Here is a 24,347-nt window from a genome sequence, read left to right as displayed (position 1 = left end):
TGCCTACACCGACGCCGACGCCCGCGCGAGATGATATTCGCACCTGCCATGACCCAGAGACATAATCAAGACCAGTACTCAGAGGCTCAAAGACAAGGGTCGCGGACAGCTTCATAAAACTTGGACATTCATGGACAGAACCCCCTTTGTACGGTCTACTAGTCTGATCATGGACCTGTGTCACACATCTTGACATAGACTTGCATGAGCTCCGTTCGCCTCTTCCTCCTTATCGATCCACGCACAGCAGTCGCCTCTCCTGTCTGTCTGCCGGCCCTGCCCTGTCTTGTCCATACCTGTGGACTTTTCACTCAGAGCTCCTGATCATTCGCTCATGTTCTCCGTCTCACAGGCCGCACGGCGTCTTGGCGTCTGTCCCAAGACCATCCGACGCTGGCACGCTACTGGGGCTCTCCTCTGCTATCGCACTCCTGGAGGCCATCGCCGTATTCCGCTCTCCGAACTGGAACGCCTCTCTGCACGCAGTGGGGCATGTGCGCCTATTCCGTCAGCAGCAGCAGCATCCGCAGCATCATCATCATCTGCATCAGCAGCAGTAGCAGCTCCTGCGCGTCAGCCTCCCACTGTGGCGGTCTATGCGCGGGTCTCTTCCCATAGACAGGCCCGCGACGGGGATCTTGCCCGCCAGCAGGCCCTGCTCCTCCAGACTGCTCGTGACCGTTACCGGGGAACGCCCCTTGTCGTCACAGATGTGGGGTCAGGACTGAATATGCGTCGGCGGCGAGGCCTTCTGCGGCTCCTCCGTGCTGCTCGTGACGGGCGCATTCATACAGTCCTTATCACTCATCGGGACCGACTTGCACGCTTTGCAGTCTCGCTCCTCGAACGGCTCCTCTCTGACTACGGTGTGCAGCTGGTAGTGCTCTATGAGGCACAGGCGCGGTCACCACAGGAGGAACTCGTAGCGGACCTCATGGCCCTGCTGGCCTCCTTCTCCGGCCGCGTCTATGGCCTTCGTGCAGCCTCTCTCAGACGAGACCTTGCCCACTCAGCCCCCTCTTCCGCCTCATCTTCCTAGGTATGGTAGGTGTGAGTAGGAGCTCAGTCACTGAATATGCGGACCCCTTGCGCTCTGAGAAACACCTCAAAGGAAGTCCTCACTGTGTCGTATAACTCATCATCCAGCTCGATTCCCTGCATGTGCAGGAGCATGGACAGGAGCTCGTCAAGAGACTCTAGATGGATGCCGCTACGGTGCAGGTCGCTCAGTGAGAGATGCAGCTGGACCTCACGGGCGTGGCCCTCGGACGTGTCCCATAACCGTAGGACCGGCCCGTCAGGCCTTCGCACCCATTCGATGACCTCATAGCGTGTCCTGTCGAGCTGCTCGCTTGGTCGTGACTCCTTCTCCCCCTCCTCCTCTTCTGCTGCTGCTGACGCTTCCGCAGCCATCAGTTCCTCATCTGGCACCCAGTCATAGTCTGGACCTCCGGCCTCATCTGGCACCCAGTCATAGTCTGGACCTCCGGCCACGCCGTCCCCGGGATCATCGTACACACCATGATACCCCGCCTCTTCGAGGGCCTCGGCAAAGGCGCGATACTCCCACACCCACGCGGGAAGACGGGTGCCGCCATCAAGCCCCTCGATCACTACCCGGACAGCGTACGACCGCCCGCGCACGGTGTCATAGACCCCCCCACTCTGAGCGAGGAACACCACCTGCCGGAGGCTCAGGGGCGCAGTGGAGAGTTCACGCAGGCCGCCCATGTCCATTCGTTCCGGAGGCGCGACGTGCACCCGCCAAGACCAGGGCACGCGGCCGTCACTTGGCTCTAGGGGGCTGCACCGCAGCGTCAGCGTGAGGCCGGTCATCGACGCCAGCAGGGTGTCCACGTTGGCCGGCAGCCCGAGCGGGGGATCAAAGGGCTCCCGATGCGAGAGCACCCACGGCTCCACGAGCGACAGGTCGAGATCACCTATGGCTGTCGTGACGACACCATACCGGATGTCCTTGTCCGGACGCCAACTCACCCGCTGTCGCCGCTGCGGGTGGTGCTCGCTGTCCGTCACGAGGAGCGCCTCACCGGTCTCCACGGGGTACCGGAGGAACTCACGCAGCGCCGCGGTACGATAGAACCGGTACACGCCATAGTCCGCGTTCAGTCGTCATGCTAAAAAGGAGCGACTAGAGTAGAATACGAGCCCAGTAACAATAGTAACGGTACAGTCGAGAGGTCACAGAGATGGTGAGTAATTTTGTCGAGCAGTGTGGACGAGCGTTGCACCTGCAGGAGAGGACAATCCCCAAGGCCTTAGCAGGTGGGAGCGAGACTGAGACGGACATCATTCAAGACAAAAGATTGATCGTTTTGACAGGTTGTGGTGACTCGTATGCAGTCGCGGAGTATGGAGCGTGGGCCCTGCTACAGGAGGGATTCAATGCGCTGGCAATGCCGGCACCGGATGTACGGCGCATTCATCTTGATGAGCGGTGCCTGGTGATCGGGATCACAGCATCCGGGAGGAGCCTTGCGACAATTGATGCAGTAAAGGTTGCAGCGCACCAGGGGGCACACATACTGGCACTCACGGACAACGGGCAAGGAGAGATCAACAACGTTGTAGAGGACCGCTGGCTGACAGAGACAGGCGTGGAGACCTACGACATCATCCCGACTGCACCGACCACCGCCGCGATGGCATTCCTTCTAGGAGTTGCGGGACAGCTCAAGAGCGAACGGTATGAGAGAGACTTGCAGAGTGTGAAGAGAGAAATGGGAGTCATCTTTCATGCCGCAGAGGGGGAGGGGCGAGTGATCTCCGAACTGATCAGTACGGAGCAGAAGGCATATTTCATCTCTGAGGGGCCGAACTTTGTGGCTGCGCAGCTGGGAATGATGAAGATGAACGAGACCTCCCTCACACAGGGGATCGCAGTCCAGAGAGAGGAGTTTCAGCATTATGGGAGCCTTCCGACACAGGAGGGGGATCTGGCAGTCCTGATAGCCGACACGCCGACCACTGAGAGGGACATTGCCTTTGTGCGAGTCCTGTGGGAGAGACTGGGACTCAGGTCGTATCACCTCCACGCGCCCAGTACACCAACAATAGAGACCCCTCTTGCGCAGGCGCTCGTGAACACTATCACGCTTCAGTTTGCAGTCTATCATGCGCTCAGAAGATATGCTCCCGAGAAGGAGTGGTTCCGTCTACCTCATGCGAGGGCGTTCAAGATTTACTAGGCAGATAGGAAAGGCTAAACCGTCAGATGTGAAGACGTATGTGTGACCGAGTTGATAGAGAGCCTTGTTGATGCTATAGAACGTGGCGATCATGCTGGTGCAGCTGAGTATATCAGTGAACATGAGGCACAGTTCGTAGAGGAACTTGGCCGCCTGTTTGGGGCTGGCGATACGTACACCAAGACCAAACAGTTTATTCTAGACATAGTGGATCACCTCCCTGATAGAGCTGCCATCGAGATCATTCGGTTGGCGATCAGAGACCGCAACCCACGATTGCACCTAAAGGGGTTACAGGCACTCTACAGAAGCAGGCTCGACATTCTCAATGCGGAGGTCGCAGAGATTCTGGATCTGCAAGATGCAGAGTTTGAGAGCAAAAAGTGGGTTCTCCACATCTTGGCCAGTACGGACCCACAGGGACATGGGCAACGGATTCGAAGGATCGTCCGTGACAGAGAGGAGGAGGTCGGTCTTCGGCGGGAGGCAATCTTTGCACTCACGAACGTGGCCGATGACGAGAGTATTGGAACCCTGTGTGCAGTACTGGGAGACCCTGATGAAGAGGTGCGGCAGGCTGCTGCATGGTCCTTGGCAAAGATCTCAATACCAGAGGCCACCTGCTGCCTTCTTGCAGCCTTAGAGGACAGGGCAAGTCAAGTCCGTGACTGGGCGATCAGAGGACTCAGGGACATGGATGACACACGGGCACTCCAGGGCCTGGCGAATGCGATCAGGACCTTCGAACCAGAGGAACAGGTGCGACTCATCAGGCTGGTCGCGGAGAAACGGTCAGAGATCATACTCCGGGCAATAACGGAGGCCCTTGAGTCACCAAATATTGATGTCAGGCGTGAGGCGGTCTGGGCGCTTGGTGTGACACCGTATCCGCCAGCTGCGGCAAATCTGGAGCGCCTGATAGAGGATGAGGATGTACAGATACGCACATACGCTCAGAGAGCGCTAGAGCGTATCGCCCAGAGGGACCTGTGGAATCTCGGGCATGATGAGGAATGATTCCAATCACGCCTTTTGGCCAACGGTCTAAGACGTAATCACTAACTACCGTGCGCTCTGAGTAGTTTCTCGCGATGAGAGAGGGAATGATGAGATCACATCATACCGTGATAGAGCCCGCCATCGATGAGGAGGACCGCCCCATGCACATAGCTAGCTGCCGGACTGAGGAGGAACGCACAAAACGCGCCAAACTCCTCGGGAGTACCCATTCGGCCAAGGGGGATATCGCGGACGATCTCAGCCTCGCGCGAGGGACTCTTGGACAGGAGTTCCTTCACACGGTCCGTACGGACATATCCCGGACAGACGGCATTGACCCGGATCGGATCGGGGGCAAGCTCCCGTGCAAGCGTACGCATCATTCCGATGACGGCTGGACGGACGGCATTGGACAACAACAGGTTATCGATCGGTTCCTTTACTGAGATCGAGGTACTGTACAGAATGGATGGTGCATCCGAGTCCCGAAGCAGGGGAAGCGATTCTCGTGTGAGCCGCACGGCACTCATGAGATTGAGGTCAAAGGCCGACTGCCAATCGTGATCCGAGAGGGACTCAAAGGGGCCCGGGGGAGGACCACCAGCATTGACAAAGAGGCCATCAAGCCGTCCGGCGGTCTCGCGCACATTTGCGATCAACGAGACTATATCATCAGGGCGGGTCAGGTCGGCGACCACATAGCTTGCCCGATCGCCAAGTGAGGCAACAGCAGTCTGGAGCGACTTCTCATTCCGGCTACAGATGGTCACGGAGGCGCCTTCAGCAACGAGCGCTTGGGCAACACCAAACCCGAGACCTCGAGACGCCGCAGTGACAAGAAAGTATCGACCATCCAAGTGCAGATCCACTCTATTCACCGAGTATGTGTCGGAACAGGAGTATATCACTCCTACGAAAGTGATACGTGGGAATGTATGCACTCGAGTCATTCAGCACTGGTCCGAATGGTACGTTCAGTCCGAGCCCCAAACCGTACTTCAAGATGGAGAAAGGCTGCACTGAGCCTCTGAAACTTGTCTTGTGCCTTGAACTCACCAACGCCAAGAGAGTTGAGCGCACGCTCCACACGTGAGGGCGTCAGTCGCTGATTCTCCTTGGAACTGAAGGCAATGACGACTCGTGGTTCATCAAGATCGGGCATCTGAAACACAGTGTGGCAATTGATGCCCTGTTCCTTGAGTCCCGCTTTGATCTTGGTCTCTAACGGTCTCATCTTCATCATCAGTAAGAGGTTCGAACAAGCCTACAAAACACGTTGTAATTACAGCGTATTACTGATAGAACGACCAAAAATGAGATGGTCGGGACGGGGAGACTTGAACTCCCAACCGACGGATCTACAGTCCGTTGCTCTGCCAGGTTGAGCTACGTCCCGCTCATTGGTGACGAATGTATAATGCAATACCCATCGTTATCGAGAGAGATGGTATGATATTGCGAGAGGTGCTGAATTACCTAGTCATAAAAGGTTTACTCAGTTGGCGAAAACAGAAGAACCCGAAGATCTTCAGTAGGAAGAACATCGACGACGCAAGAACGGAGGAGATAGTGATTGTATGAGATAGTACTTGCGATAGTCATTGGAGTCATTCTTGTTTTTGCAATCTATTCTACTGCATTCATGCTCTTGATGAAGCTGACCAACCGAATCAGATATTTGCAAGAGATGGAGACTCGACCTTGGCGCTCAAATATCATAATTGGACCGGTTGTACTGCTGGCCGCAATCGTAGTGATTGTGATCAGCAGTGGTGGTGATCTTGCGGAGTGGGGCTGCCGTTTTCCGAGCTGGGAACACATCATCACATCTCTGATCGTAGGTGTGATAGCAGGGAGCATCGTCACAGGAATACAGACGAGGCTGAGCAAGGTAGCGCCTGAAGACAGGCCTCGTCCGGACCTCAGGACCTTTATCATTCTCATAGTCGTTATTGCCAGTATCGCAGAGGAGTTTGTCTTTAGAGGAGCCCTCCAACAGTATATTGATCATTTTGCTCCATACGTGATGTGGTTGGGGACAGTTCCAGTATCGATTGGCTGCATTGTGGCGGCAATTGTCTTTGGACTGGTGCACATAACGCCAGCCAGACAGATGGGCGAGTCGGCAAGCTTGATGGCAGGAGGCGCCGGAGTCCTGGGGGCCATTGCGGGAATCATGTTCGTGATGACCGCAAGTATTGTGATTCCGATAGTGATCCATATGACATTCAATCTTGTGGGATGGGGGATGGAACAGGTGGCAATGAAGAGAACCGCATACAAGGGACAGGTGCAATGAGGTGTGACCAATCAGGCTTTATGTGCCGAGGTATGGGATGAGGTGATGATCATGACCAGTCGAGTATGCAACGTTGAGAGAAATTTGAGCCGCTGCACGTGTACATACCCGGGATGCTCGCGAAAAGGCTACTGCTGCGACTGCATAGCATATCATAGGCGACATAATGAACTTCCGGGATGCCTATTCCCTGAAGATGCAGAGAGGACCTACGACAGGTCGCGTGAGTACTTTATAGAGGTCTGGAGCAAGAAACTCGGCAAGAAATGAGAGGATGGCGGGCGCGCCAGGACTCTCGCACGACCCAGAAGATGGGTGGAGATTCGAACCTGGGACATCCAACTTCGAAGGCTGGCGCCCTATCCAGACTAGACTACGCGCCCTTGCAGTGAGGATGGAGGGCGAATTCCCTTTAAGGTCTTCTATTGGGAAGACGACCAGATCAAGATGCCTGAGACATTGTTGGCTGCAAAATTCACTGGCCGAACAACTCACGCATCTTTTCCTCGGTCGGGTGCATCACAACGCCACGGTCCGTGATGATCGCGGTGATCAGTTCAGGAGGGGTGATGTCGAAGGCGGGGTTATAGACCTTGGCCGTTGGGACTGTGATATATTCGCCATTGATGACTCGGATCTCATCGGCGGACCGCTCTTCAATGACAACACTCTCGACATCGGTCTCCATATCCACTGTAGAAGTGGGTGCCGCAACATAGAAGGGGATCCCGTGATATTTTGCGGTGATCGCCATTGTGTAGGTACCGATCTTGTTGGTGACGTGCCCTGTCCGAAGAATACGGTCAGCACCCACCACGCAACAGTCAACACGCCCCTCTCGAAAGACAGTACCGATCATCCCATCTGTAATGAGGGTGGTATCGATATTGTCCTCCATCATCTCGAACACCGTTAGTCGAGCGCCCTGTTGTCGCGGGCGGGTCTCCGCTGCATACACTCGAATGTTCCCATACTTCTCATGGGCGACACGGATCACTGCACCAACAGTACCAAGATGAACAGTGGCGAGAGAACCGGCATTACAGATGGTCTGAATAGTGGAGCCCGATTTGATCAACGAGAGCGCGTTCTCACCGATCTGACGGCACATCCTGATGTCTTCCTCGGCAATCTCCTTTGCCTCCTCAATGAGCCTCTGGGTGATGGTCGCCACATCACCATCAGTAGCCCTCGCGACCTGAAGCATCCTAGAAGTTGCCCATGTGAGGTTGACAGCAGTGGGCCGTGTATTCAGGGTCTGGGCAGCGGTCTCGAGAGCGGCAAGAAGTGCATCTTTGGAGGTGGCGTCGCTCTCAAGAGCTGCAAGCGCCATGCCCATTCCTGCTGCTGCTCCAATTGCCGGAGCCCCACGTATCTCCATGATCTTGATTGCCTGAGCGATCCGCTCATGACTTGAGGTCTCGATAAACTCGACCTTGAGTGGTAGCTTTGTCTGATCGACCAGCCGAACCGTATTAGAGTCGAGCCATTCAATTGTCCGAAACATTGTCAATTCCTCGAATATACTCTGCCAGTACACGGTCAAGAAGACTAATAATGTTACGAGCAACCCGATCCACTTCGGGGGTAAGGCCCTCACCAAAGTCAATGTTCTGAGGCTGGACGCCCAGCAGCACAGTCTTTGCGCCGGTCTCTTGCTCGAGGTACAGCATCAAGAAGGAGAGAGGCATGTGATGCGTGCTGATTGCAATTCCACCAATCCGATCTTTCGTGATCAACTCAGTATGACCAACGGGCTTTCGCATATCGGCCGCATCAACTAAGATGACACGGTCAGCACCAAATTCTGCAATTGGGCGGGCAAAGGCCTCGGGCACCGAACCAACATTCTCGATCATAAGTGAGGGATGGGAGAGATGGAGAGAGGTGACAACAAAGGGTCCAAGCCCATCATCATGACGGAGGTCATTCCCAATACCCAATATTGCAATTCGACGGCCGCCTGAGAGAAAGTCAAGGAGGGCTGCTGCAAGGGAATCGGTGTCGTTCACACCTTCTGAGGAGCAGGACTAGGTTTTAGGTCTTTTCGAGCCACCTTCGAAGAGTTATTAACTCCATGATTGACGAAATCACCGAGGCGAGTGATTCAGTTGGAACCGGATAACGAACCGCCAGCGGACCCCGATCACGTCAAGGAACCCGAGACCCCAGTGGACTCTGAGAAGCCCATACCAGAGGAGGAGGTCGAAGAGGAACCCGCAGAGGCCATGTTTCGTGATGGCAAGGCATACATATCCGGTCCGGATGCGGATAGAATATCACAGCAGGGCATATATGGCACGCGCCTCAAGGAAGGCGAACTTGAGCTCCTTCCTGTTGAGATTCTGCATCTCTTAGAGAGAAAGCGAATCGTGGTCAGAACCCCGGATGGAGTGAAGCTGAGCGCTCGCGAGATTGTCAACAGTCTGTTCCCAACAAACCCAGACCTCTGGACGCAATATCTTGTCTTTCGAGACCTTAGAAGTAGAGGATATGCTGTGCGTCAAGGTTTTGGGGGTGGAATTGGCTATCGAGTATATGCGCGAGGCGACAGACCGGGAACTGCCTCGGCAAATCAATTGATCTACATGCTGAAGGACGGGGAACCGATATCACTCCATGACCTCGACATGGTCACACAGACGGCTGCGTCAGCCCGAAAAAAACTGGCCTTCGCACTAGTTGACCAGAATGGAGAGGTGAACTTTTACCGGGTGGCTCAAGTCATTTTGGATAATAGGAGTACGAATGAGAATGAGTGACTGGTACGATGATGAGGGGGACATCTCTGTCTTAGAGTCCTACTTCGACCAACATACAATGAGCGTTCATCTTATTGAGAACAATCCTCCACGGGCTAAGCGAGGTGCTCCCGGAGACTGGTCACTCGTTGACCTGTCAGATGAGATATTGACACATGAGGAACTAGACCTCCTTGCAAATGCGATCATGGAGAGCGCCAGAAATGACAGAAACTCGTTTATTGAGATCGAGGAGGAGGGCGCAGCGGTCGTCCAACTGCGCAACCTGCGAATTGCCATAGCCATGCCGCCGTTTGCAGACAAATATGAGATATCTGCGATCCGGCCGATCATCAAGCTCTCGATCGAAGACTATCATTTGAGTCCCAAGTTGATGAAACGGCTTGAGACCCGAGCCGAGGGGATTCTCGTTTCAGGGTCGCCGGGCTCCGGAAAGAGCACATTTGCTGCCGCACTGGCGGAGTTTTACAGTTCACAGGGGAATGTGGTCAAGACACTGGAGCAACCGCGTGACCTTCAGGTCAGTGAGGCGATTGTGCAATATTCACCACTGGATGGTAGTATGGAGAAGGCCGCAGATATCTTGCTTCTTGTCAGACCAGACTATGTAGTCTACGACGAACTACGCAAGAACTCCGACTTTCAAGCGTATTCGGACCTTCGTTCGGCAGGAGTGGGCATGGTCGGAGTTGTTCATGCAGGATCCGCAATCGATGCGATCCAGAGATTGACACATGGGGGGCGGGTCGAACTGGGACAGGTCCCAAGCACGGTAGACACGGTCATTCACATCGAGGCGGGGCGTGTCGCCAAGGTCTCATCCTTATCGCTCAAGGTCAAGCTCCCCACAGGAATGAGCAGTTCCCAACGAGACCTTGCAAGACCAGTTGTAGAGGTCCGTGACTTTGAAGAGGGAGTTCTCGAATACGAGATGTTCACCTTTGGTGGAGAGAGAGTGGTGACTCCTGTCAGAGGGGAGAGAGGAGTCAGAAGACCAGCCGCACAGCGAGAATATAGAAGAGGACAGACAGGAGAGACCGTCCCGGTTTCGGTGAGTTATACAAAGAAGAAGATCACGCTCAGTGCAGGCAAAAAATATGCCAAGCAACGTGTGGAGGTCTATGCAGACAACGAGTACCTCTTTACTACAGTGATAGGGCGAAATGGTGAGAGTTCCATAAGAATCCGCACCAAACAGGGAAAGGCATTGATTGATGCGGTTGAGGCGGATGCGGTGATCACGGCAAAGGTTGCGTGAATACCTTCTGGGGCCGGACGGTCTTGAGACTATCCATCCAACGATCAATCAATCAATCAATCAATCAATCCGCCCATGTGTCAAAAACTTTAACAATCCACTCAATGGGAAGATTGCTTGAGGGCCCGTGGCCTAGCATGGATAGGGCACCAGCCTCCTATTGACTGCTGAGTGCAGTCAGGTGATAGTTGGTAATCGCCGGTTCGAATCCGGCCGGGCCCGCCATATCTTGTTCATGACTGACGTGTGAGCACGTATACATCATCATCAGTACCGACATGTACCTCATGTGCCATGTGTGGAAAGATTCCGGTCTCAACGACACCAGGGATCATTTTCAGGTCAATTGCAATCTTGAGAGGGTCCTCAATCGGAGAGGGAAACTTGAGGTCAAGTATGAAGTTTCCATTGTCGGTCACAACAGGGCCCATTTTTCGTTGTGCCTCTCGAAGTATTGGAGAGATGCCCATGTCACGAATCTTACGCATAACGACTCCAAGAGAGAACGGAAGCACTTCGACAGGTATCAAAAAACGTGATGCCAGACGGTCTACAAGCTTGGACTCATCAATGATTATTACGAGCTGCTTAGAAGCAGAGGCCACTATCTTCTCTTGAAATAGCGCACCGCCACCACCCTTTGTGAGATTGAGATCCCGATCCACCTCATCCGCACCGTCTACGGTCAGGTCAAGTTCTGGAGAGAGATCAAGGTTGGTCAAGGGAATATTATGGGTTATCGCTAACTGATACGCCTGAAATGAACTGGGCACAACAGCAACATGGGAGCGACCTTCAGAGATATGTTGCCCCAAAAGTTCTGCAAATACTGCAACCGTTGAACCACTACCCAGTCCGATGACCCCCTCAGAAGGCACTAATTTGAGGGCGCTCTCGGCAGCATGTTTCTTTGCATGAGACACGTATTGAAACTCCTGAATCATTAGTAAGAGATTCGGCACGAATTCACAAATCCGTACCGTTCCATAATTTACTGTAAACTGGCGACAATCATTCGCCACTCATTAAGGCCTTGAGACGTTCCATCTCTGCAAGCATCTCAGACTGCAAGGAACTCTTTGGCCCACCGCCAGATGATCGCGCAGGAGCACCACCGCCTGGAGACCCACCACCCGGTGTTTTAGCCCCTGGTAATCCGCTACTCGGGGCACCGCCACCCGGAGGTCCACCACCTGGAGGCCCACCACTGGGAACACCACCACCCGGAGGTCCACCACCTGGAGGCCCACCACCTGGAGGTCCACCACTTGGGGGTCCACCGCCCGGAGGCCCACCACCTGGAGGTCCACCGCCCGGAGGCCCACCACCTGGAGGTCCACCACTGGGAGCACCACTACTAGAAGAAGCAGGTCCAGAGGAGGCCGTAGCAACAGAGCCAGGGGGCCCAACGCTTGGGGGTCCAGCTGATTCTCCCTCGGTTTCGACAGCCGTGCCCGACATTGCTGCGAGTTTTCGCAGATAATCAGAACGAGCCCGATCAACAGCGGTCGATGTGTCAAGAATCTCTTTCAATTCCTCATTCTTAGCAATAGCAGAGCGTACTGCTTCAAGACGCGATTTGTATGTAGCGGCAAGTTTGTCATGCATCGATTCATCGATTTCGCCCTTGGATGCATAGAAGTCTATAGCAGAGAGAGCCTGCTGTATAGCATTTTCTTCGACTTTTAAGAAGACCAGAGCATCACCTGGGGTGTGTACAAAAGTGATTTTTTTCGCACCAGAGATCCCGGCTGATACATCGCCAGTTGAGGCGATGATCTGTCTGACCCCACGGGGGATCACACTACCACTAGAGCTTCGTCGCACCAGTGCAACTATAATCACTATGAATACGGCGGTATAGATAAGAAAGAACCAATCGCCAGGTCCAAAGGGAATACCTAATGGTTGAAGGGCATCAGAGAGGGCATTAAAGAATCCGTACACGTATTGGAAATACGTATCTAGCTGCAAATGATATCACCTACTACTGGTACGACTTACATTTTTGAGTACCATGTGCAGTATTTTAGCTTTCTTGTGAGTCTTGTTACTTTGTAATACTGCCACATTACTCGTACGAGTCGACTAAGAATACGGTGCACAAATACCACATAAAGAATTGCATGATGAGGTCAAGATTCAGCTGTGGTCTTGCAGGCAGGCTTTTTATAGCTCTACTTGAACGCCTCGTCAGTACCTAGGGACATGCCCAGAGTACTACCTTGAAAGAACATCACAGTATTGCCTTTGAACAGACCGATGGTGAAAGAGCGATGAACCTGCCGTTCAAGACATTAGACGACGTTGAGCTTGAGGGAAAGAGGATTCTCATTCGTGTTGACATGAACTGTTCCCTTGACCCAGAGACCAAGAAAATAATTAACGACTCACGTATACGAGCCATGACTCCTACACTCCACGAGCTGGAGCGATCCAGAGTGGTCCTGATGGCACATCAGGGGAGGCCGGGGAGTGATGATTTTATCTCATTGGAACAACACACTGAGATCCTACGTCAACTGGGATTTAATGCTCATTTCGTCGATGACATCTTTGGAGAGAAGGCCAAAAAGGCCATTGAAACAGTCAAGGTTGGAGAGATACTTGTTCTTCAAAATGTGAGAATGTTCGATGGCGAGATGAGAAAAGGGCCGATCGAAGAAGTAGCAAGGGAGCCAATTGTCCAAGAGCTTTATCCCTTCTTTGATCTGTTCGTCAATGACGCATTTGGTGCCGCCCATCGGTCTCAACCATCAATTGTGGGATTCACCACAGTTCTTCCATCCGTGGCCGGGCGAGTCATGGAGAAGGAAGTGCGCACCCTGACCGAGATACTCTCAACAGACAAACACCCATGGATTCTTGTCTTGGGAGGCAGTAAGGTACCGGATAAGGTCATGATGATCAAGAAGCTACTTGAGATTGGCCGAGCCGACAATGTGCTTCTGGGAGGGCTGATTGGTACACTGTTTTTGATTGCAAGTGAGAAGATCTCAGAAAAATACGGATCTGCAATCAAGGGATTCGAGGAGATCCTGCCTGTTGCAAAAGAGCTCGTAGACAAATACCCTGATGTCATTATACTTCCAACTGATGCCGCTGTCGAGCGTGATGGCGCCCGAGTCGAGTGTTCATTCGAAGAGATGAACGGGGATCCATTTTACGACATAGGCTCGCGCACCGCGGAGATTTTTGGGTCGGCCATCAGAGGGGCGAAAGTTGCCTTTGCCAATGGTCCAATGGGATTCTTTGAGAAGGATCAGTTCAAGTTTGGGACTATCAAGGTGCTGGAGGCCATCGCCGAGTGTGACTGTATCACTGTTGTCGGTGGGGGGCATGTCAGTGCAATGGCTGAACGGATGGATCTCGTCGATAGAATCACGCATATCAGTACTGGTGGCGGGGCAACGATGTCCTTCCTCACAGGCAAGAAACTGCCATTGATTGAGGCATTGGAGAATGCGGCCCGGAGAATGGATCAGACCGCCTGAATCATCGGTCCGCTCATGTATTACATGTAATAACACGACTGACCAACGCCCGGGACGGACCGGATGCAGCGGGAATCTTTAGAACACGTGTTCCAAATAAATAACGGAATGCGAATAGCGCCAAAATAGAAAGATGGAGCCCCAGGCGAGATTTGAACTCGCGATCTCCTGATTACAAGTCAGGCGCAGTAGACCGCTTTGCTACTGGGGCATTATTGCCAGTGGCACAAGCCACGAGGCTTCTCAGATTGAGAGAGATGGTGCCGCAGGAGGGATTCGAGCCCTCGACTTCGAGATATCTCATCTCGGGCCTTGAGACTATATTGACCCCATAGTTCCACCGAGTGATTCTCGGTACGATTATGAGTCTCGCGCCCTAACCAGGCTAGGCCACTGCGGCTGCGAGGGGCCACGTAGTACGCGGCTGAAACGCGAGTCACGAGTATGCCTATTAAGCTTACTGTCACATGCAGTTAGAGGCAAGCAAGGGGCACTACAAGAGACCTACTTACACAGGGGAGATTATTAGGACTCGAGTATTCGTTGTACCTCTTCAGTAACAATCTGCTTGACGAGTTGGCCATCTGCCTTACCACGGAGATCTTTCATGGCAATACCCATAATGCCTCCGACAGCGCGTTCCCCCTGCTGGCGAATGAAATCAGCACGTGCCTCAACGATCTTGCGAATAAGATCTCTGACGGTGTCAGAGTCAAGAACACCAAGGCCAAGAGAGCCAAGGGCGGACTCTACAGACACATCGGGATGCTGAGCAAGATAGGATAGGACATCAGGAATGGCCTGAGCGGTAGCAACTCCCTCAGCAATGCTCTGAAAGAGAGAGAGTAAATGATCTTCAGTAATATTCTCGACAGGGACTCCATCACGATGAAGGCTGGTGATCGTGTTCGCAAGGGTGACAGCTACAAGAGTAGGGGACACATCAATCTGGCGAACAATGGTCTCGAAGAGGTCAAGATGCAATGACCGGACAATCTGAACGGACAGATCTTGGCTCAGACCCAATTCGCGGACAAAGCGAGCCTCTTTCTCCTCAAGGGTTTCAGGCATATTTCGTGCAATTCGTGCCAGATGAGCTGGAGTTATTTTAACTGGGCGAACATCGGTCTCAGGATACATTCGTTCTGCTCCGGGACGAGGGCGAGCATATTTTGACGCACCAGTTGGAAGAGGTATTCGTGTTTCTGAAGGAACACCATCAAGAGCCTCCTGCGCACGGCGGATCACGGCGTTCAAGGCATTTCGTCCCTTCGTAATAGGTGCAGCCACAAGTACCACTGCATCGAGATCTTCAGCGCCAGTGACCTGGCGAACCTGTTGGACATCATCAGCGGTAATGCCATACTTTGGCAGCTCATCCGAATGGAAAATGCCACCCACACCGCCCCAGAACTTTGCGTGGTCCGAGAGTTCTGTACCGAACCGCCTCTCAGGTTGTAGTTCGCGCCCAACTAGACCGTGAAAACCGATGAGCCGAATCGCAAGAACTGAACCACCAGACTTTAGCGCTTTTTGAATGACCTTCGATGAGGTTGTTCGGAACACCTCGGTCACATCAACAATATCAGGTTGGAGGAAATCTTTAGTGACACCTCGAGACACCAGAACGTCACGAATCTCAAGAAGACGTTCCTGTCTCAAAGCTTCAAGTTCTACCACACGCGCCAGCATATCGAGTTGTTGAAGGCCCTTGATCTCAATGATACCGCCACCTCGAATTGAGACATTGACATCTTGCCGGATAGTGCCCAGTCCACGTCGCACACGACCCGTTGAGCGGAGCAGAAGCCCCAGACTGAGAGCGACCTCTTGGGCCTGTTGAGGGGTTCGGATGTCAGGAGCAGTGGCAATCTCGATGAGAGGGATTCCCAAGCGGTCAAGACGATAGACACGCACATTATTCTTCTCATCATCACGAATCTTACGTGCTGCATCCTCTTCCAAGCAGATTGTCTGAATATGAATCGTCTCACCATCTATCTCGATTGCGCCACCCAGTGCAATGATTGCAGTACGTTGAAATCCAGTAGTGTTACTTCCATCAATGACGATCTTACGCATGGGATGAATCTCATCAACGGGTGTAGCATTAAGGAACCTGGCCATTATGAGACAGATATCTATGGAGCTTGGATCAATCTCATGGGGCGGCTCTTCATCCGCTTCGACAAGACAGGTGGTATCTGTATAGTACTCGTAATAGAATCGTTTTTGCTTCTTGAACTCAAAGAGGGCGGCCGGATCTATCTCGCCCATCTCGCTCTGAGTAGGGCGAAGCCTGCGGATGAACCCACCATCTGGATCATCGTCTCTGATCAGAGGGGGGCAATGACAAAAGAGCTTGCGAGGGGTATCTAACTGTTGATGGAGCTCTAGACCGACCATCAGACCAATATCATGATAATGAGTTGTATCAGTCATGTTCAAAGCCTCCGGATAGACTGTAGAGAGAGCTCTGTGCGCGACGTGATCTCTCCAGAGAGGGGATGCAGTAGTTCCGTTCGGATACGATCAGATGCTTTGACGTTTGCAAGGACCCACATCAATTTGACAAGGGCGGTCTCAGGAAGCATATTACCACACGGAATCACACCAATATCTAGGAGCTCAACACCAGTACGATAGACATTCATGTCAATACGGCCCCAGATACACTGAGAGGTCATAGCAACTACTACACCCTCATCAATTGCACCTTTGAGTGAAGAGAGGAGGGTCTCAGGCGCATGACCAAGACCAGTTCCCTCAAGGACGATCCCGCGATACCCATCTGAGACAAGATGGTCTATTAGACGAGAGGAAATACCCGGATGGACTCTGATGAGGGCAACCTTCTCTTCGAACCGGGCCCGGACTTTGAGGCGCCGGCCGGGGTCCCGTCGTTGAAGCGGAGGGGAGAGCTCTTTGATGCTATCCCCCTCAACTGAGAAGATAGGTGAAGCATCAATGGACTGAAAGGCATCGCGTCTGCTTGTATGGCATTTTCGTACGCGGGTTCCTCTATGTGCAAGAACAACCGTGTCGTCGGGGGTGCCATGCATGGCAAGCAATACTTCAGCAGCATCAGCGGCTGATGCAATTCGTGTAGCTGCAATCAGATTGAGCGCCGCATCAGAAGATGGTCGGTCTGATGATCGTTGAGACCCGACCATGACCACGGGGATGGGAAGATCTTGGAGCGCAAAAGACAGAGCAGCCGAAGTGAAGCCAAGAGTATCGGTTCCATGAGCAATGACGACCCCGTCAACACCCCGTCGGATCACAGAGGCCGCTTTCTTAGCGATAAGAACCCAATCAGAGGGAGTGACATCCTCTGAGAATTTGCTCATGATCACACTGGCCTGAATATTTGCAAAATCTCTCAGTTCCGGAACTGCATCATAGAGATCTTTAGCGGTCAATGCCGGATTGACAGCACCAGTACGATAGTCAACCTTGCTAGCGATAGTCCCTCCAGTGCTGAGAACAGCAACAGTAGGCAGATCATCAGATGGAGTAAATTCGTCACTACTTCGTGAGATACGACGCCTTCGTGCCTTGGATACGAGCGAGATTGTAGTCGCATCACTGACACGGACTCCCACGTTGTAACCATTGTCCATCTTAATCACAAGATGACCCGGGTCAGTCCCAATCTGGGCCCGAGGCATGAGAGTACCTTGGTACTCACTATCTTGATTAGTAATCAATATACGATCACCAATCTGAGCTCCAATCTTGGTAAGTGCATCCAATACAATACCACTATAGCCGGACTCTTCATAGACCACCGGTCACACCTCGCGGTATGAGTCACATCTTTGTCGCAGTCATAAACTTTCGCTAGTAATTGTTCATGTTGTGTCAGGGGAATTCATATGACTCCAAGCAGTGTGACAATACCAAAGAAGATGAAGACAAGACCTGTCACAATTTGCACACGACGCACGGGAAGCCGTTCTGCAAGCTGAAGCCCAATGATGGCCCCAATTGTATTGACTATCAGAAATCCGACAAGTGCACCAAGCACTACTAGCAGGGGGAACATGGTAGTTGATGAGAGAGCAAAAATGACAATCTGACTCTTATCTCCAAGCTCTGAAAAGAGAACAAGAGAGAACATATTGACAAAACGACTTGGTGAATTGTTCTCACAGACCAGACTGGACTCGTCAGCGCGAAGAGTGATGATGCCCATGATGATAAATAATGAGGCCGAGAGAGGGATGATAATTGAGAGGGGGAGGGAGGCTGCAAGGAGTACGCCCACAATTACAGCAAGGACCGTGGCCACGGTCAATGCCAACATCGATGCCAAGAGAACAGTCATGGGGCGGCGCTGCTGCGCACTAAGGCACAATGTTGTGAACATGGTCTTGTCACCGAGCTCTGAGAGAAGGATAAGACCCATTGCAGAGAGGAATGTATGAATTGGCATCATGCACACGCAATGTGCCCTCATTATCAGGCTTGCGATACGGTGATATCGCTACTGGTCAGGAGCCAGATATTGCATCTGAAGTTCAGAGGACACACCGTTATCTTGGATGATTTTTTGGAACATATATGCACTCTCTCGTGGTCGGCGCTCAAGAGTCTTGTAATCAACTTCGACAAGACCAAAATGACTACTATATCCGTGAGCCCATTCAAAGTTGTCAGTGAGCGACCACACCAGATAGCCACGCACATCTATTCCTTCATTGATCGCACGATGCACTTGCTGCAAGTGTCGTAGAATATATCGGCATCGTAACGAGTCATCGGAGGTGCCAATCCCGTTCTCTGTGAGAAAGATAGGAGTCTTGTATCGAGTCCACATGTCTTTCATCACATGATAATATCCCTCCGGATAGACCTCCCAATCGAGACCCTCACACCGTTCTAGATGAGGATCTTTGGGGGGTTCTTCACCAGCCAGAAAATCGATCTTGGAAGACACGAGAACTCTACTGTAATAGTTGAGACCGATAAAGTCTGTTGATCGTTCAAGTGGTGCGTATCGTGAACCGTCACCTAATGGCTCAGGCAAGACGCCCCTCACTGCACCATTGATCCACACATGATTATACAGTTCATTGTAATACTGGGCAAGTTCAACATCCTCCTCATTAGAGGAATCAGCTGGCATGAAATAAGAGGCACTGATCACAGGGGCAATCTGAGGCTGTTCAAGCCCTCGCTCCTCATACACCTCACGGATCTGAGTGGCAGCCTGCCCATGGGCCATAAGCAGGTGTTTTGCAACGGTGAGAGTCTTACCATAATCTTGGAGGCCGGGGGGAAATTCCCCAAAGAGATATCCAACAACGGACACGACCATCGGCTCATTGATAGTGTTCCAGATGATGTCATAATCACAGAGAGCCTCGGCGACCTTCCGGCAATAGGGGGCGAAGAGTTCTGGGCTCTCCGGATTGAGCCATGCATCGAGGTCTCGAAACCAGAGAGGATTGGTGAAATGATGGAGCGTGACCATTGGCTGAATACCACGCGCAATAAGCGCCTCTACGACTTTTCTATAGTGGTCAAGTTGATGGTCTTCCCAGTGCCCTCTAGCTGGTTCAATACGACTCCATTCCACGGAGAACCTGTGAACCTGATGACCAAGGGATTGAGCAAGGTCAAAGTCCTCTTCATAGCGGTTGTAGTGATCACAGGCAATAGAGGAAGTAGTTCCATCTTTGATCTTTCCAGGGATACGCTCCCATTCGGACCAGTCGTTATGATTACCTCCCTCGGTCTGATGCGCGGACGCTGCACTGCCCCACAGGAAACCAGGAGGAAAAGGTAGATTCGGAAATGCCATTGTGATCACTCTCACGATATGAGTAAGATGGTGCGGGAGGCGGGAATTCCACGCCCTCTAAATCCGAGAGGCGTCTTGAACCCGCGAACCCCTACGGGAGCAGATCTTAAGTCTGCCGCCTTTGACCTGGCTCGGCAACTCCCGCAGAGTTGTTGTGCAAGACAGGCCATTGTGACCCCTAGGTTTTTCCCGTAGAGCTCTCCGCTTTTTAGTAGGTAATGGGGAGGACGGATCTGGTGGGGCGGACGAGATTTGAACTCGTGATCTACTCGGTGTAAGCGAGTCGTCATAGGCCGGGCTAGACTACCGCCCCTAAGATAGGGAATGATGTGACCAATAAAAGAATTGCTCAGTGGTCTCAAGATGATGTTCCAACAATATGAACTTCTTGACGTTCTGATGACAACACAATTAGCCTTGCCGAAGGAGCAAGAGACCTGACCTCTTGAACAATCATAGGTACTACAGGATCGTTGGGGCGAATCTTAATCGCAAGGACGAACCGACCACCAAGTCTGAGAAGAGGGAAAAACCGTTGCAATAGATGAAGTGAGCCGGTCCAATCAGTCAAAACATCAATGAGGAGAGTGTCAAGAGTCCCAAGTTTTGCAAGACTTGTTGGATCTATTGTAAAAGCATTTGCCATGATAATAGATGCGTTTGGCAAAGTTCTGACAAGAAACCGCAGTTTTTCCACAAACTCAAACGAGATCTCTATACCTATGACAGTCGCACCTTGATCATGAGCATACCACAGAAAACCGCCAGCCGAGCTACCGATGTCGAGAACATGTGAACCTCGTGGAATAAGGTCGTATGCGACACGAGAGTCAATATCCCTCAGCTTGTAGTATCCAAATGGCCGTGTAAGATAGTGTTCTGATACGTGGACCTCATCACCGGATCGAACCTTTGTCGCAGGCTTGGGGATCATACCATTGAGCAATACATTCCCCGAATCTATGGCGCGCTTAGCAGACTGTCGTGAGGGGAAGTATCCATGATCGACCAGCCAACGGTCAAGTCGAGGCATCTCGCATCGCCTTAATCTCACGCGGAATGAAGAGATGCATTGGAACTCCACGAAGTCTCGGCCCGATCGCAGCGATAATTCCAGAGGCACGTGTGCTGCGCTTACAGACGAGAATGTGCTCATGAAGCCCCAATGACTCGACTTCGTAGATATCTTCTAGATGATGAGTCTTCCTCAATGTGGATTCGATCATTGAATAATTGGCGCCAAATACAAAAAGACGCTCATGTTCGTCATTTATCCAGAACGTAAGCCGGTCTAGAAAAGTTTCAGACAGTGATCCTTCAACAGTCGAGTTATATCGATCCACATTGGAAATTGCAATCTCGACTGGGAGATTATCTACAAGTGCAAATGTCTTTGCAATAAGTCTGAGGGACTTTCGTGGCATGTCTAGTTGTTCCCGTAATCGATGAAGGGGGACAAGTACATCAACAACAGCATGATCAGTATTACCTGTAATACCGATATCGACGTAGAGGCCGTACCCGACTGTGCCGACATCAACGAGCCAACCAGTTGTGACGAGTGAAGAAGTCACATCATCAAGGGAGAGAGGTGTACCATACTCCTTGCGAAGAAGATTGGCGGCAAAGACTTCATCATCACCAGTGAGAGAGATCATGATGTATCCGCGTTTATTTGTTCGAATCTTCGATAATGAGACATCAAGTTCTGTAAACTTGTTCTGTATCGACTGTTCAATACCCCGCAGAAGGCGATTTGTATACGGGCCGTACGCTCTAACCTTCAAAATAATCTTCTGCATAGAGATTCCTCAAAAGTGAAGAGTTCGTCTAGAGTGAACATGATAAAGGCTCACATGGAGGATGTGGCTTCTAGATCCGCACGAAGCTCTTCAACTTGCTTTCTCAGAAAAGAGATCGTGCGTTCATTATCCACATACTGAAGTAACCCGTTACACACGGGGCAACGGAAAGACAGATTCATGGCCTCCTCGAAGGGGACAGGGGGAGAGTCGCGATTCACACACGCATAGAGCTCATTATTAGCCTCGTGTTCCAATCGCTGTTCGAGAAGACTGAGAACCATTCGTTTCTTTCGGTTCACGAGGGCTTGCGCCTTACGCGGATCGATCTTCCAATAGTAGAGAAACCAGCCGGTGTCAGTATCGCGAATCCGTCGATAAGAGGCAAGATGATTATCATGCAATTTGTAAAGGATGCGTCTGACTATATTGAGTTTGAGATCGGTCTTGGTGGCAATCTCCTCATCTGTGGTCTCTTCAACATTGACGAGAACTGTAGCCACGTCAACTCCTTCTTTACCTGCGATCTCTTCAACCACGAGGCGGAACAGGTCTGTATTGAAGCTAGAATGTGCCATTTATGGTATCACCCGAAAGATGGAATGCTGGCTGGTCGCTGGATAACGTGTCTCCCAGAAATGCAATGTCGGGGAAGTATCCAAATCCACACTATATTATATGGGTATAGATACTATATAAGAGCTGTTCTCGGTTCGTGTTGCACAATACGCAAATAGTCTTCAAGACTTGTGTTTTTTGCGCTTGACCTTGACAACATCCCCAAGAGTTGGCCCATGTGCTCCAATGTCAGCAGAGGTCTTAATTGGGACAGGACCCACTGGCTCAAGCAATGAGATCTTGAGCTCGCGTTCGAGACCTCGTATGGTCTTTTTGGTCGGTTTTAAGCGACCAGTCTCTATCCCCTGCAGAGTCGAGAATTTCTCACCAATCCGTTGAGCGAGCTGTTCTTGAGTCAGCCCCGCTTTTTGACGGGCTCGTCGAATGACTACCGCATAGTCTTCGATGAGAATAAGTTCGTCTAGTGTAGCAGGACCGGATCTCCGTGGCGAGGAACGGGGACGTGATCGAGAGGAGATCGGACGCGCGAGGGGCTTTCGAGGAGGGGGACTTGGAGTAGAAACGGGTCTAGTCCATGAGGTTCGTGGCGCCTTAGGTCTCGAAGATTTTGTATGCGTAGAAACATCAGCACCTAGACGTGCAGCACAGGTCGAACAGACTTGCAGGGTGGCACCTTCAATGACCATGGTCCGGCCACGCCCTTTCATAGGTCGTCCACATAGCTCGCAGGTAGGCATAGAGATTTCCCTCAGTATCGCATTGTCAATGTCTTGATGACTCATAAAAGTTGGTGTTTGTAGGAGGAGACATTCATGAAACGGCTGCTATGATCTGTTCGCACCAACAAAGATATCCTTAAAACAGTACTAAACTAAGGGGATATGAGGTATGACGGATGCCTGGGACTGCCGATGCTAAAGATAGCGGTAATCTTGATGACGCAGCATATAGCACACAGAGCTATACACGACATCTTGAACGTCGTCTAAGAGCCCTTGAAACAGAACGCCAGATACTTCAAGCCGAACGTAGCAGACTTGAGAAGGAGACTCAGACTCTACGGACAGAACTTGAAAAGTTGAGACAGTCCCCATTAATCACTGCAACCGTCATAGAGATGTTAGAAGATGGCAGAGCAATAGTGAAGAGCTCAACGGGTCCTAATTTTGTCGTCCATGTTGCCTCATCAATTCCAAGAGACCGGCTGCAACCAGGAATGCGTGTAGCTCTCAATCAAAGATCGTTTGCGGTGACACAAGAGCTGCCTCCCTCGCGAGATCCTATGATCAGAGCCATGGAAATTGAGGAGGCACCTGATGTGACTTATACCGACATTGGAGGTCTCAGAGAACAGCTTCAAGAGATCCGTGAGACAGTCGAGCTGCCTCTTCTGAAGCCTGAAGTATTCGAAACTATTGGGATTGAGCCACCACGAGGAGTTCTACTGACGGGACCACCGGGAACCGGGAAGACCCTTAGTGCAAGAGCAGTAGCTCATGAGACCAATGCCACATTCATTCGGGTGATCGGTTCCGAGCTTGTACAGAAATTCATAGGGGAAGGTGCAAGACTCGTTAGAGAGATCTTCATGCTTGCTAAAGAAAAGGCGCCAGCAATTGTATTCATTGATGAACTAGATGCAGTTGGAGCTCAGAGATTAGATATAGCGACATCAGGAGACCGTGAGGTTCAACGCACATTAATGCAATTATTGAGCGAGCTCGATGGATTCGAGAGCCGTGGCCAAGTCGCAGTTCTTGGGGCCACAAACAGACCGGACATTCTTGACCCCGCACTCCTGAGGCCGGGACGGTTTGACAGGATCATCGAATTTCCGTTCCCCGACGAAGAGAGCAGAAAAGAGATCTTCAAGATACATCTTCGCGGAATGAATGTTGAAAAGAATCTTGTCCTCGAAGATGTTGTGACAGCGACTAAGGGCCGCACAGGCGCGGATATCAAGGCGATCTGCACAGAGGCGGGGATGTTCGCAATCCGAGATGGAAGAGAGATAATCAATCAGGATGATTTTCGAAGGGCCATTCGTAAAGTTACTGAACGACAGAAAGGTGAGAGTGCCCCTCTAGGTCTCTATAGCTAAATCACATACTGTCAGAGTATCAACCAATAGTTGATTGT

25 protein-coding genes and 7 tRNA genes are annotated in these 24,347 nt (G+C 51.8%); 10 read left to right on the top strand and 22 right to left on the bottom strand.

Features of this window, described 5'->3' with window-relative positions:
- The coding region (locus K9W43_08845) for a hypothetical protein (protein ID MCF2137326.1) at nucleotides 1-196 on the bottom strand (196 nt) is incomplete at its 3' end.
- Between the two features lie 102 nt (nucleotides 197-298).
- On the opposite strand from K9W43_08845, the gene K9W43_08840 reads away from it, so the two are divergent.
- Nucleotides 299-1,039: an IS607 family transposase gene (locus K9W43_08840; protein ID MCF2137325.1), complete on the top strand. Its 741-nt coding sequence runs from the start codon at nucleotides 299-301 to the stop codon at nucleotides 1,037-1,039.
- 23 nt (nucleotides 1,040-1,062) lie between these two features.
- Here the strand turns inward: K9W43_08840 and K9W43_08835 are convergent, their stop codons facing one another.
- Nucleotides 1,063-1,779, bottom strand: a complete 717-nt coding sequence (locus tag K9W43_08835) for a hypothetical protein (GenBank protein ID MCF2137324.1) — start codon at nucleotides 1,777-1,779, stop codon at nucleotides 1,063-1,065.
- Nucleotides 1,780-2,207: 428 nt separating this feature from the next.
- On the opposite strand from K9W43_08835, the gene K9W43_08830 reads away from it, so the two are divergent.
- Nucleotides 2,208-3,206 carry an SIS domain-containing protein gene (locus K9W43_08830; GenBank protein MCF2137323.1) on the top strand — a complete coding sequence of 333 codons (999 nt, stop codon included), beginning with the start codon at nucleotides 2,208-2,210 and terminating at the stop codon, nucleotides 3,204-3,206.
- A 42-nt stretch (nucleotides 3,207-3,248) separates the two neighbouring features.
- Nucleotides 3,249-4,223, top strand: a complete 975-nt coding sequence (locus tag K9W43_08825; GenBank protein MCF2137322.1) for a HEAT repeat domain-containing protein — start codon at nucleotides 3,249-3,251, stop codon at nucleotides 4,221-4,223.
- A gap of 95 nt (nucleotides 4,224-4,318) precedes the next feature.
- On the opposite strand, the gene K9W43_08820 is transcribed toward K9W43_08825, so the two are convergent.
- The 3 genes from K9W43_08820 to K9W43_08810 form a co-directional block, all read right to left on the bottom strand.
- Nucleotides 4,319-5,074, bottom strand: a complete 756-nt coding sequence (locus K9W43_08820) for an SDR family oxidoreductase (protein MCF2137321.1) — start codon at nucleotides 5,072-5,074, stop codon at nucleotides 4,319-4,321.
- A 77-nt stretch (nucleotides 5,075-5,151) separates the two neighbouring features.
- Complete coding sequence (locus K9W43_08815; protein ID MCF2137320.1) at nucleotides 5,152-5,439, bottom strand: hypothetical protein; 288 nt, start codon at nucleotides 5,437-5,439, stop codon at nucleotides 5,152-5,154.
- Nucleotides 5,440-5,524: 85 nt separating this feature from the next.
- Nucleotides 5,525-5,601 (bottom strand) — tRNA-Tyr (locus K9W43_08810).
- A 177-nt stretch (nucleotides 5,602-5,778) separates the two neighbouring features.
- On the opposite strand from K9W43_08810, the gene K9W43_08805 reads away from it, so the two are divergent.
- Together K9W43_08805 and K9W43_08800 are read left to right on the top strand one after the other, a co-directional pair.
- On the top strand, nucleotides 5,779-6,504 hold the full coding sequence (locus K9W43_08805; GenBank protein ID MCF2137319.1) for a CPBP family intramembrane metalloprotease: 726 nt from the start codon (nucleotides 5,779-5,781) through the stop codon (nucleotides 6,502-6,504).
- Between the two features lie 51 nt (nucleotides 6,505-6,555).
- Complete coding sequence (locus tag K9W43_08800; protein MCF2137318.1) at nucleotides 6,556-6,774, top strand: DUF6485 family protein; 219 nt, start codon at nucleotides 6,556-6,558, stop codon at nucleotides 6,772-6,774.
- A gap of 5 nt (nucleotides 6,775-6,779) precedes the next feature.
- Here K9W43_08800 and K9W43_08795 read toward each other — a convergent pair.
- The 3 genes from K9W43_08795 to hycI all read right to left on the bottom strand — a co-directional run bounded on the left by K9W43_08795 (nucleotide 6,780) and on the right by hycI (nucleotide 8,516).
- Nucleotides 6,780-6,887: transfer RNA gene (locus K9W43_08795), tRNA-Arg, on the bottom strand.
- A gap of 92 nt (nucleotides 6,888-6,979) precedes the next feature.
- On the bottom strand, nucleotides 6,980-8,011 hold the full coding sequence (gene mtnA, locus K9W43_08790) for an S-methyl-5-thioribose-1-phosphate isomerase (GenBank protein ID MCF2137317.1): 1,032 nt from the start codon (nucleotides 8,009-8,011) through the stop codon (nucleotides 6,980-6,982).
- On the bottom strand, nucleotides 7,995-8,516 hold the full coding sequence (gene hycI, locus K9W43_08785; GenBank protein ID MCF2137316.1) for a hydrogenase maturation peptidase HycI: 522 nt from the start codon (nucleotides 8,514-8,516) through the stop codon (nucleotides 7,995-7,997). Before hycI ends, mtnA begins: the two co-directional genes overlap by 17 nt.
- 90 nt (nucleotides 8,517-8,606) lie before the next feature.
- On the opposite strand from hycI, the gene endA reads away from it, so the two are divergent.
- The 3 genes from endA (at nucleotide 8,607) to K9W43_08770 (ending at nucleotide 10,749) form a co-directional block, all read left to right on the top strand.
- Nucleotides 8,607-9,266 carry a tRNA-intron lyase gene (gene endA, locus K9W43_08780; protein ID MCF2137315.1) on the top strand — a complete coding sequence of 220 codons (660 nt, stop codon included), beginning with the start codon at nucleotides 8,607-8,609 and terminating at the stop codon, nucleotides 9,264-9,266.
- Nucleotides 9,259-10,524: a Flp pilus assembly complex ATPase component TadA gene (tadA, locus tag K9W43_08775; protein MCF2137314.1), complete on the top strand. Its 1,266-nt coding sequence runs from the start codon at nucleotides 9,259-9,261 to the stop codon at nucleotides 10,522-10,524. The genes endA and tadA overlap by 8 nt, the downstream gene beginning before the upstream one ends.
- Nucleotides 10,525-10,645: 121 nt before the next feature.
- Nucleotides 10,646-10,749 (top strand) — tRNA-Arg (locus K9W43_08770).
- A gap of 8 nt (nucleotides 10,750-10,757) precedes the next feature.
- Here K9W43_08770 and rpiA read toward each other — a convergent pair.
- Nucleotides 10,758-11,447, bottom strand: a complete 690-nt coding sequence (gene rpiA, locus K9W43_08765) for a ribose 5-phosphate isomerase A (protein MCF2137313.1) — start codon at nucleotides 11,445-11,447, stop codon at nucleotides 10,758-10,760.
- Between the two features lie 88 nt (nucleotides 11,448-11,535).
- Nucleotides 11,536-12,498: a hypothetical protein gene (locus tag K9W43_08760; GenBank protein MCF2137312.1), complete on the bottom strand. Its 963-nt coding sequence runs from the start codon at nucleotides 12,496-12,498 to the stop codon at nucleotides 11,536-11,538.
- A gap of 251 nt (nucleotides 12,499-12,749) precedes the next feature.
- Between K9W43_08760 and pgk the strand changes: the two genes are divergently transcribed.
- Nucleotides 12,750-14,018, top strand: a complete 1,269-nt coding sequence (pgk, locus tag K9W43_08755; GenBank protein ID MCF2137311.1) for a phosphoglycerate kinase — start codon at nucleotides 12,750-12,752, stop codon at nucleotides 14,016-14,018.
- A gap of 134 nt (nucleotides 14,019-14,152) precedes the next feature.
- On the opposite strand, the gene K9W43_08750 is transcribed toward pgk, so the two are convergent.
- The 12 genes from K9W43_08750 to K9W43_08695 all read right to left on the bottom strand — a co-directional run bounded on the left by K9W43_08750 (nucleotide 14,153) and on the right by K9W43_08695 (nucleotide 22,945).
- A tRNA-Thr gene (locus tag K9W43_08750) sits at nucleotides 14,153-14,229 on the bottom strand.
- Between the two features lie 47 nt (nucleotides 14,230-14,276).
- A tRNA-Met gene (locus K9W43_08745) sits at nucleotides 14,277-14,418 on the bottom strand.
- Nucleotides 14,419-14,543: 125 nt separating this feature from the next.
- The gene (gene gatE, locus K9W43_08740; protein ID MCF2137310.1) at nucleotides 14,544-16,460 is read right to left on the bottom strand and encodes a Glu-tRNA(Gln) amidotransferase subunit GatE; all 1,917 of its coding nucleotides are present in this window, start codon (nucleotides 16,458-16,460) and stop codon (nucleotides 14,544-14,546) included.
- Nucleotides 16,461-16,462: 2 nt separating this feature from the next.
- Entirely contained in the window at nucleotides 16,463-17,809 is a 1,347-nt protein-coding gene (gene gatD / locus K9W43_08735; GenBank protein MCF2137309.1) for a Glu-tRNA(Gln) amidotransferase subunit GatD, read from the bottom strand.
- An 83-nt stretch (nucleotides 17,810-17,892) separates the two neighbouring features.
- Nucleotides 17,893-18,459 carry a TMEM165/GDT1 family protein gene (locus tag K9W43_08730; GenBank protein ID MCF2137308.1) on the bottom strand — a complete coding sequence of 189 codons (567 nt, stop codon included), beginning with the start codon at nucleotides 18,457-18,459 and terminating at the stop codon, nucleotides 17,893-17,895.
- Nucleotides 18,460-18,507: 48 nt separating this feature from the next.
- Nucleotides 18,508-19,827, bottom strand: a complete 1,320-nt coding sequence (locus tag K9W43_08725) for a glycoside hydrolase family 1 protein (GenBank protein MCF2137307.1) — start codon at nucleotides 19,825-19,827, stop codon at nucleotides 18,508-18,510.
- Between the two features lie 28 nt (nucleotides 19,828-19,855).
- Nucleotides 19,856-19,972, bottom strand: a tRNA-Leu gene (locus K9W43_08720).
- Between the two features lie 89 nt (nucleotides 19,973-20,061).
- Nucleotides 20,062-20,140, bottom strand: a tRNA-Val gene (locus K9W43_08715).
- A 45-nt stretch (nucleotides 20,141-20,185) separates the two neighbouring features.
- The gene (locus tag K9W43_08710; protein MCF2137306.1) at nucleotides 20,186-20,860 is read right to left on the bottom strand and encodes a hypothetical protein; all 675 of its coding nucleotides are present in this window, start codon (nucleotides 20,858-20,860) and stop codon (nucleotides 20,186-20,188) included.
- Complete coding sequence (locus K9W43_08705; protein ID MCF2137305.1) at nucleotides 20,847-21,629, bottom strand: DUF2110 family protein; 783 nt, start codon at nucleotides 21,627-21,629, stop codon at nucleotides 20,847-20,849. The genes K9W43_08710 and K9W43_08705 overlap by 14 nt, the downstream gene beginning before the upstream one ends.
- 50 nt (nucleotides 21,630-21,679) lie before the next feature.
- The gene (locus tag K9W43_08700) at nucleotides 21,680-22,207 is read right to left on the bottom strand and encodes a hypothetical protein (GenBank protein MCF2137304.1); all 528 of its coding nucleotides are present in this window, start codon (nucleotides 22,205-22,207) and stop codon (nucleotides 21,680-21,682) included.
- A 162-nt stretch (nucleotides 22,208-22,369) separates the two neighbouring features.
- Entirely contained in the window at nucleotides 22,370-22,945 is a 576-nt protein-coding gene (locus tag K9W43_08695; protein ID MCF2137303.1) for a multiprotein bridging factor aMBF1, read from the bottom strand.
- 158 nt (nucleotides 22,946-23,103) lie between these two features.
- Here K9W43_08695 and K9W43_08690 point away from each other — a divergent pair, with 158 nt between their 5' ends.
- Nucleotides 23,104-24,309 carry a proteasome-activating nucleotidase gene (locus K9W43_08690; protein MCF2137302.1) on the top strand — a complete coding sequence of 402 codons (1,206 nt, stop codon included), beginning with the start codon at nucleotides 23,104-23,106 and terminating at the stop codon, nucleotides 24,307-24,309.
- Nucleotides 24,310-24,347 lie beyond the last annotated feature (38 nt).

It is taken from the genome of Candidatus Thorarchaeota archaeon (assembly GCA_021498125.1).
Lineage (GTDB): Archaea > Asgardarchaeota > Thorarchaeia > Thorarchaeales > Thorarchaeaceae > B65-G9.
Note: the sequence above shows the minus strand (reverse complement) of the source record. Positions and strands in the feature narration are given on the sequence as shown.

What these genes read in the sequence shown, in the direction of transcription:
- K9W43_08830 (MCF2137323.1), top strand. Translation starts at nt 2,208, where the DNA reads ATGGTGAGTAATTTTGTCGAGCAGTGTGGACGAGCGTTGCACCTGCAG.
- K9W43_08815 (MCF2137320.1), bottom strand. Translation starts at nt 5,439, where the DNA reads ATGAGACCGTTAGAGACCAAGATCAAAGCGGGACTCAAGGAACAGGGC.
- K9W43_08800 (MCF2137318.1), top strand. Translation starts at nt 6,556, where the DNA reads ATGACCAGTCGAGTATGCAACGTTGAGAGAAATTTGAGCCGCTGCACG.
- mtnA (MCF2137317.1), bottom strand. Translation starts at nt 8,011, where the DNA reads ATGTTTCGGACAATTGAATGGCTCGACTCTAATACGGTTCGGCTGGTC.
- tadA (MCF2137314.1), top strand. Translation starts at nt 9,259, where the DNA reads ATGAGTGACTGGTACGATGATGAGGGGGACATCTCTGTCTTAGAGTCC.
- gatE (MCF2137310.1), bottom strand. Translation starts at nt 16,460, where the DNA reads ATGACTGATACAACTCATTATCATGATATTGGTCTGATGGTCGGTCTA.
- K9W43_08730 (MCF2137308.1), bottom strand. Translation starts at nt 18,459, where the DNA reads ATGATGCCAATTCATACATTCCTCTCTGCAATGGGTCTTATCCTTCTC.
- K9W43_08725 (MCF2137307.1), bottom strand. Translation starts at nt 19,827, where the DNA reads ATGGCATTTCCGAATCTACCTTTTCCTCCTGGTTTCCTGTGGGGCAGT.
- K9W43_08710 (MCF2137306.1), bottom strand. Translation starts at nt 20,860, where the DNA reads ATGCCTCGACTTGACCGTTGGCTGGTCGATCATGGATACTTCCCCTCA.
- K9W43_08705 (MCF2137305.1), bottom strand. Translation starts at nt 21,629, where the DNA reads ATGCAGAAGATTATTTTGAAGGTTAGAGCGTACGGCCCGTATACAAAT.
- K9W43_08700 (MCF2137304.1), bottom strand. Translation starts at nt 22,207, where the DNA reads ATGGCACATTCTAGCTTCAATACAGACCTGTTCCGCCTCGTGGTTGAA.
- K9W43_08695 (MCF2137303.1), bottom strand. Translation starts at nt 22,945, where the DNA reads ATGCCTACCTGCGAGCTATGTGGACGACCTATGAAAGGGCGTGGCCGG.
- K9W43_08690 (MCF2137302.1), top strand. Translation starts at nt 23,104, where the DNA reads ATGCCTGGGACTGCCGATGCTAAAGATAGCGGTAATCTTGATGACGCA.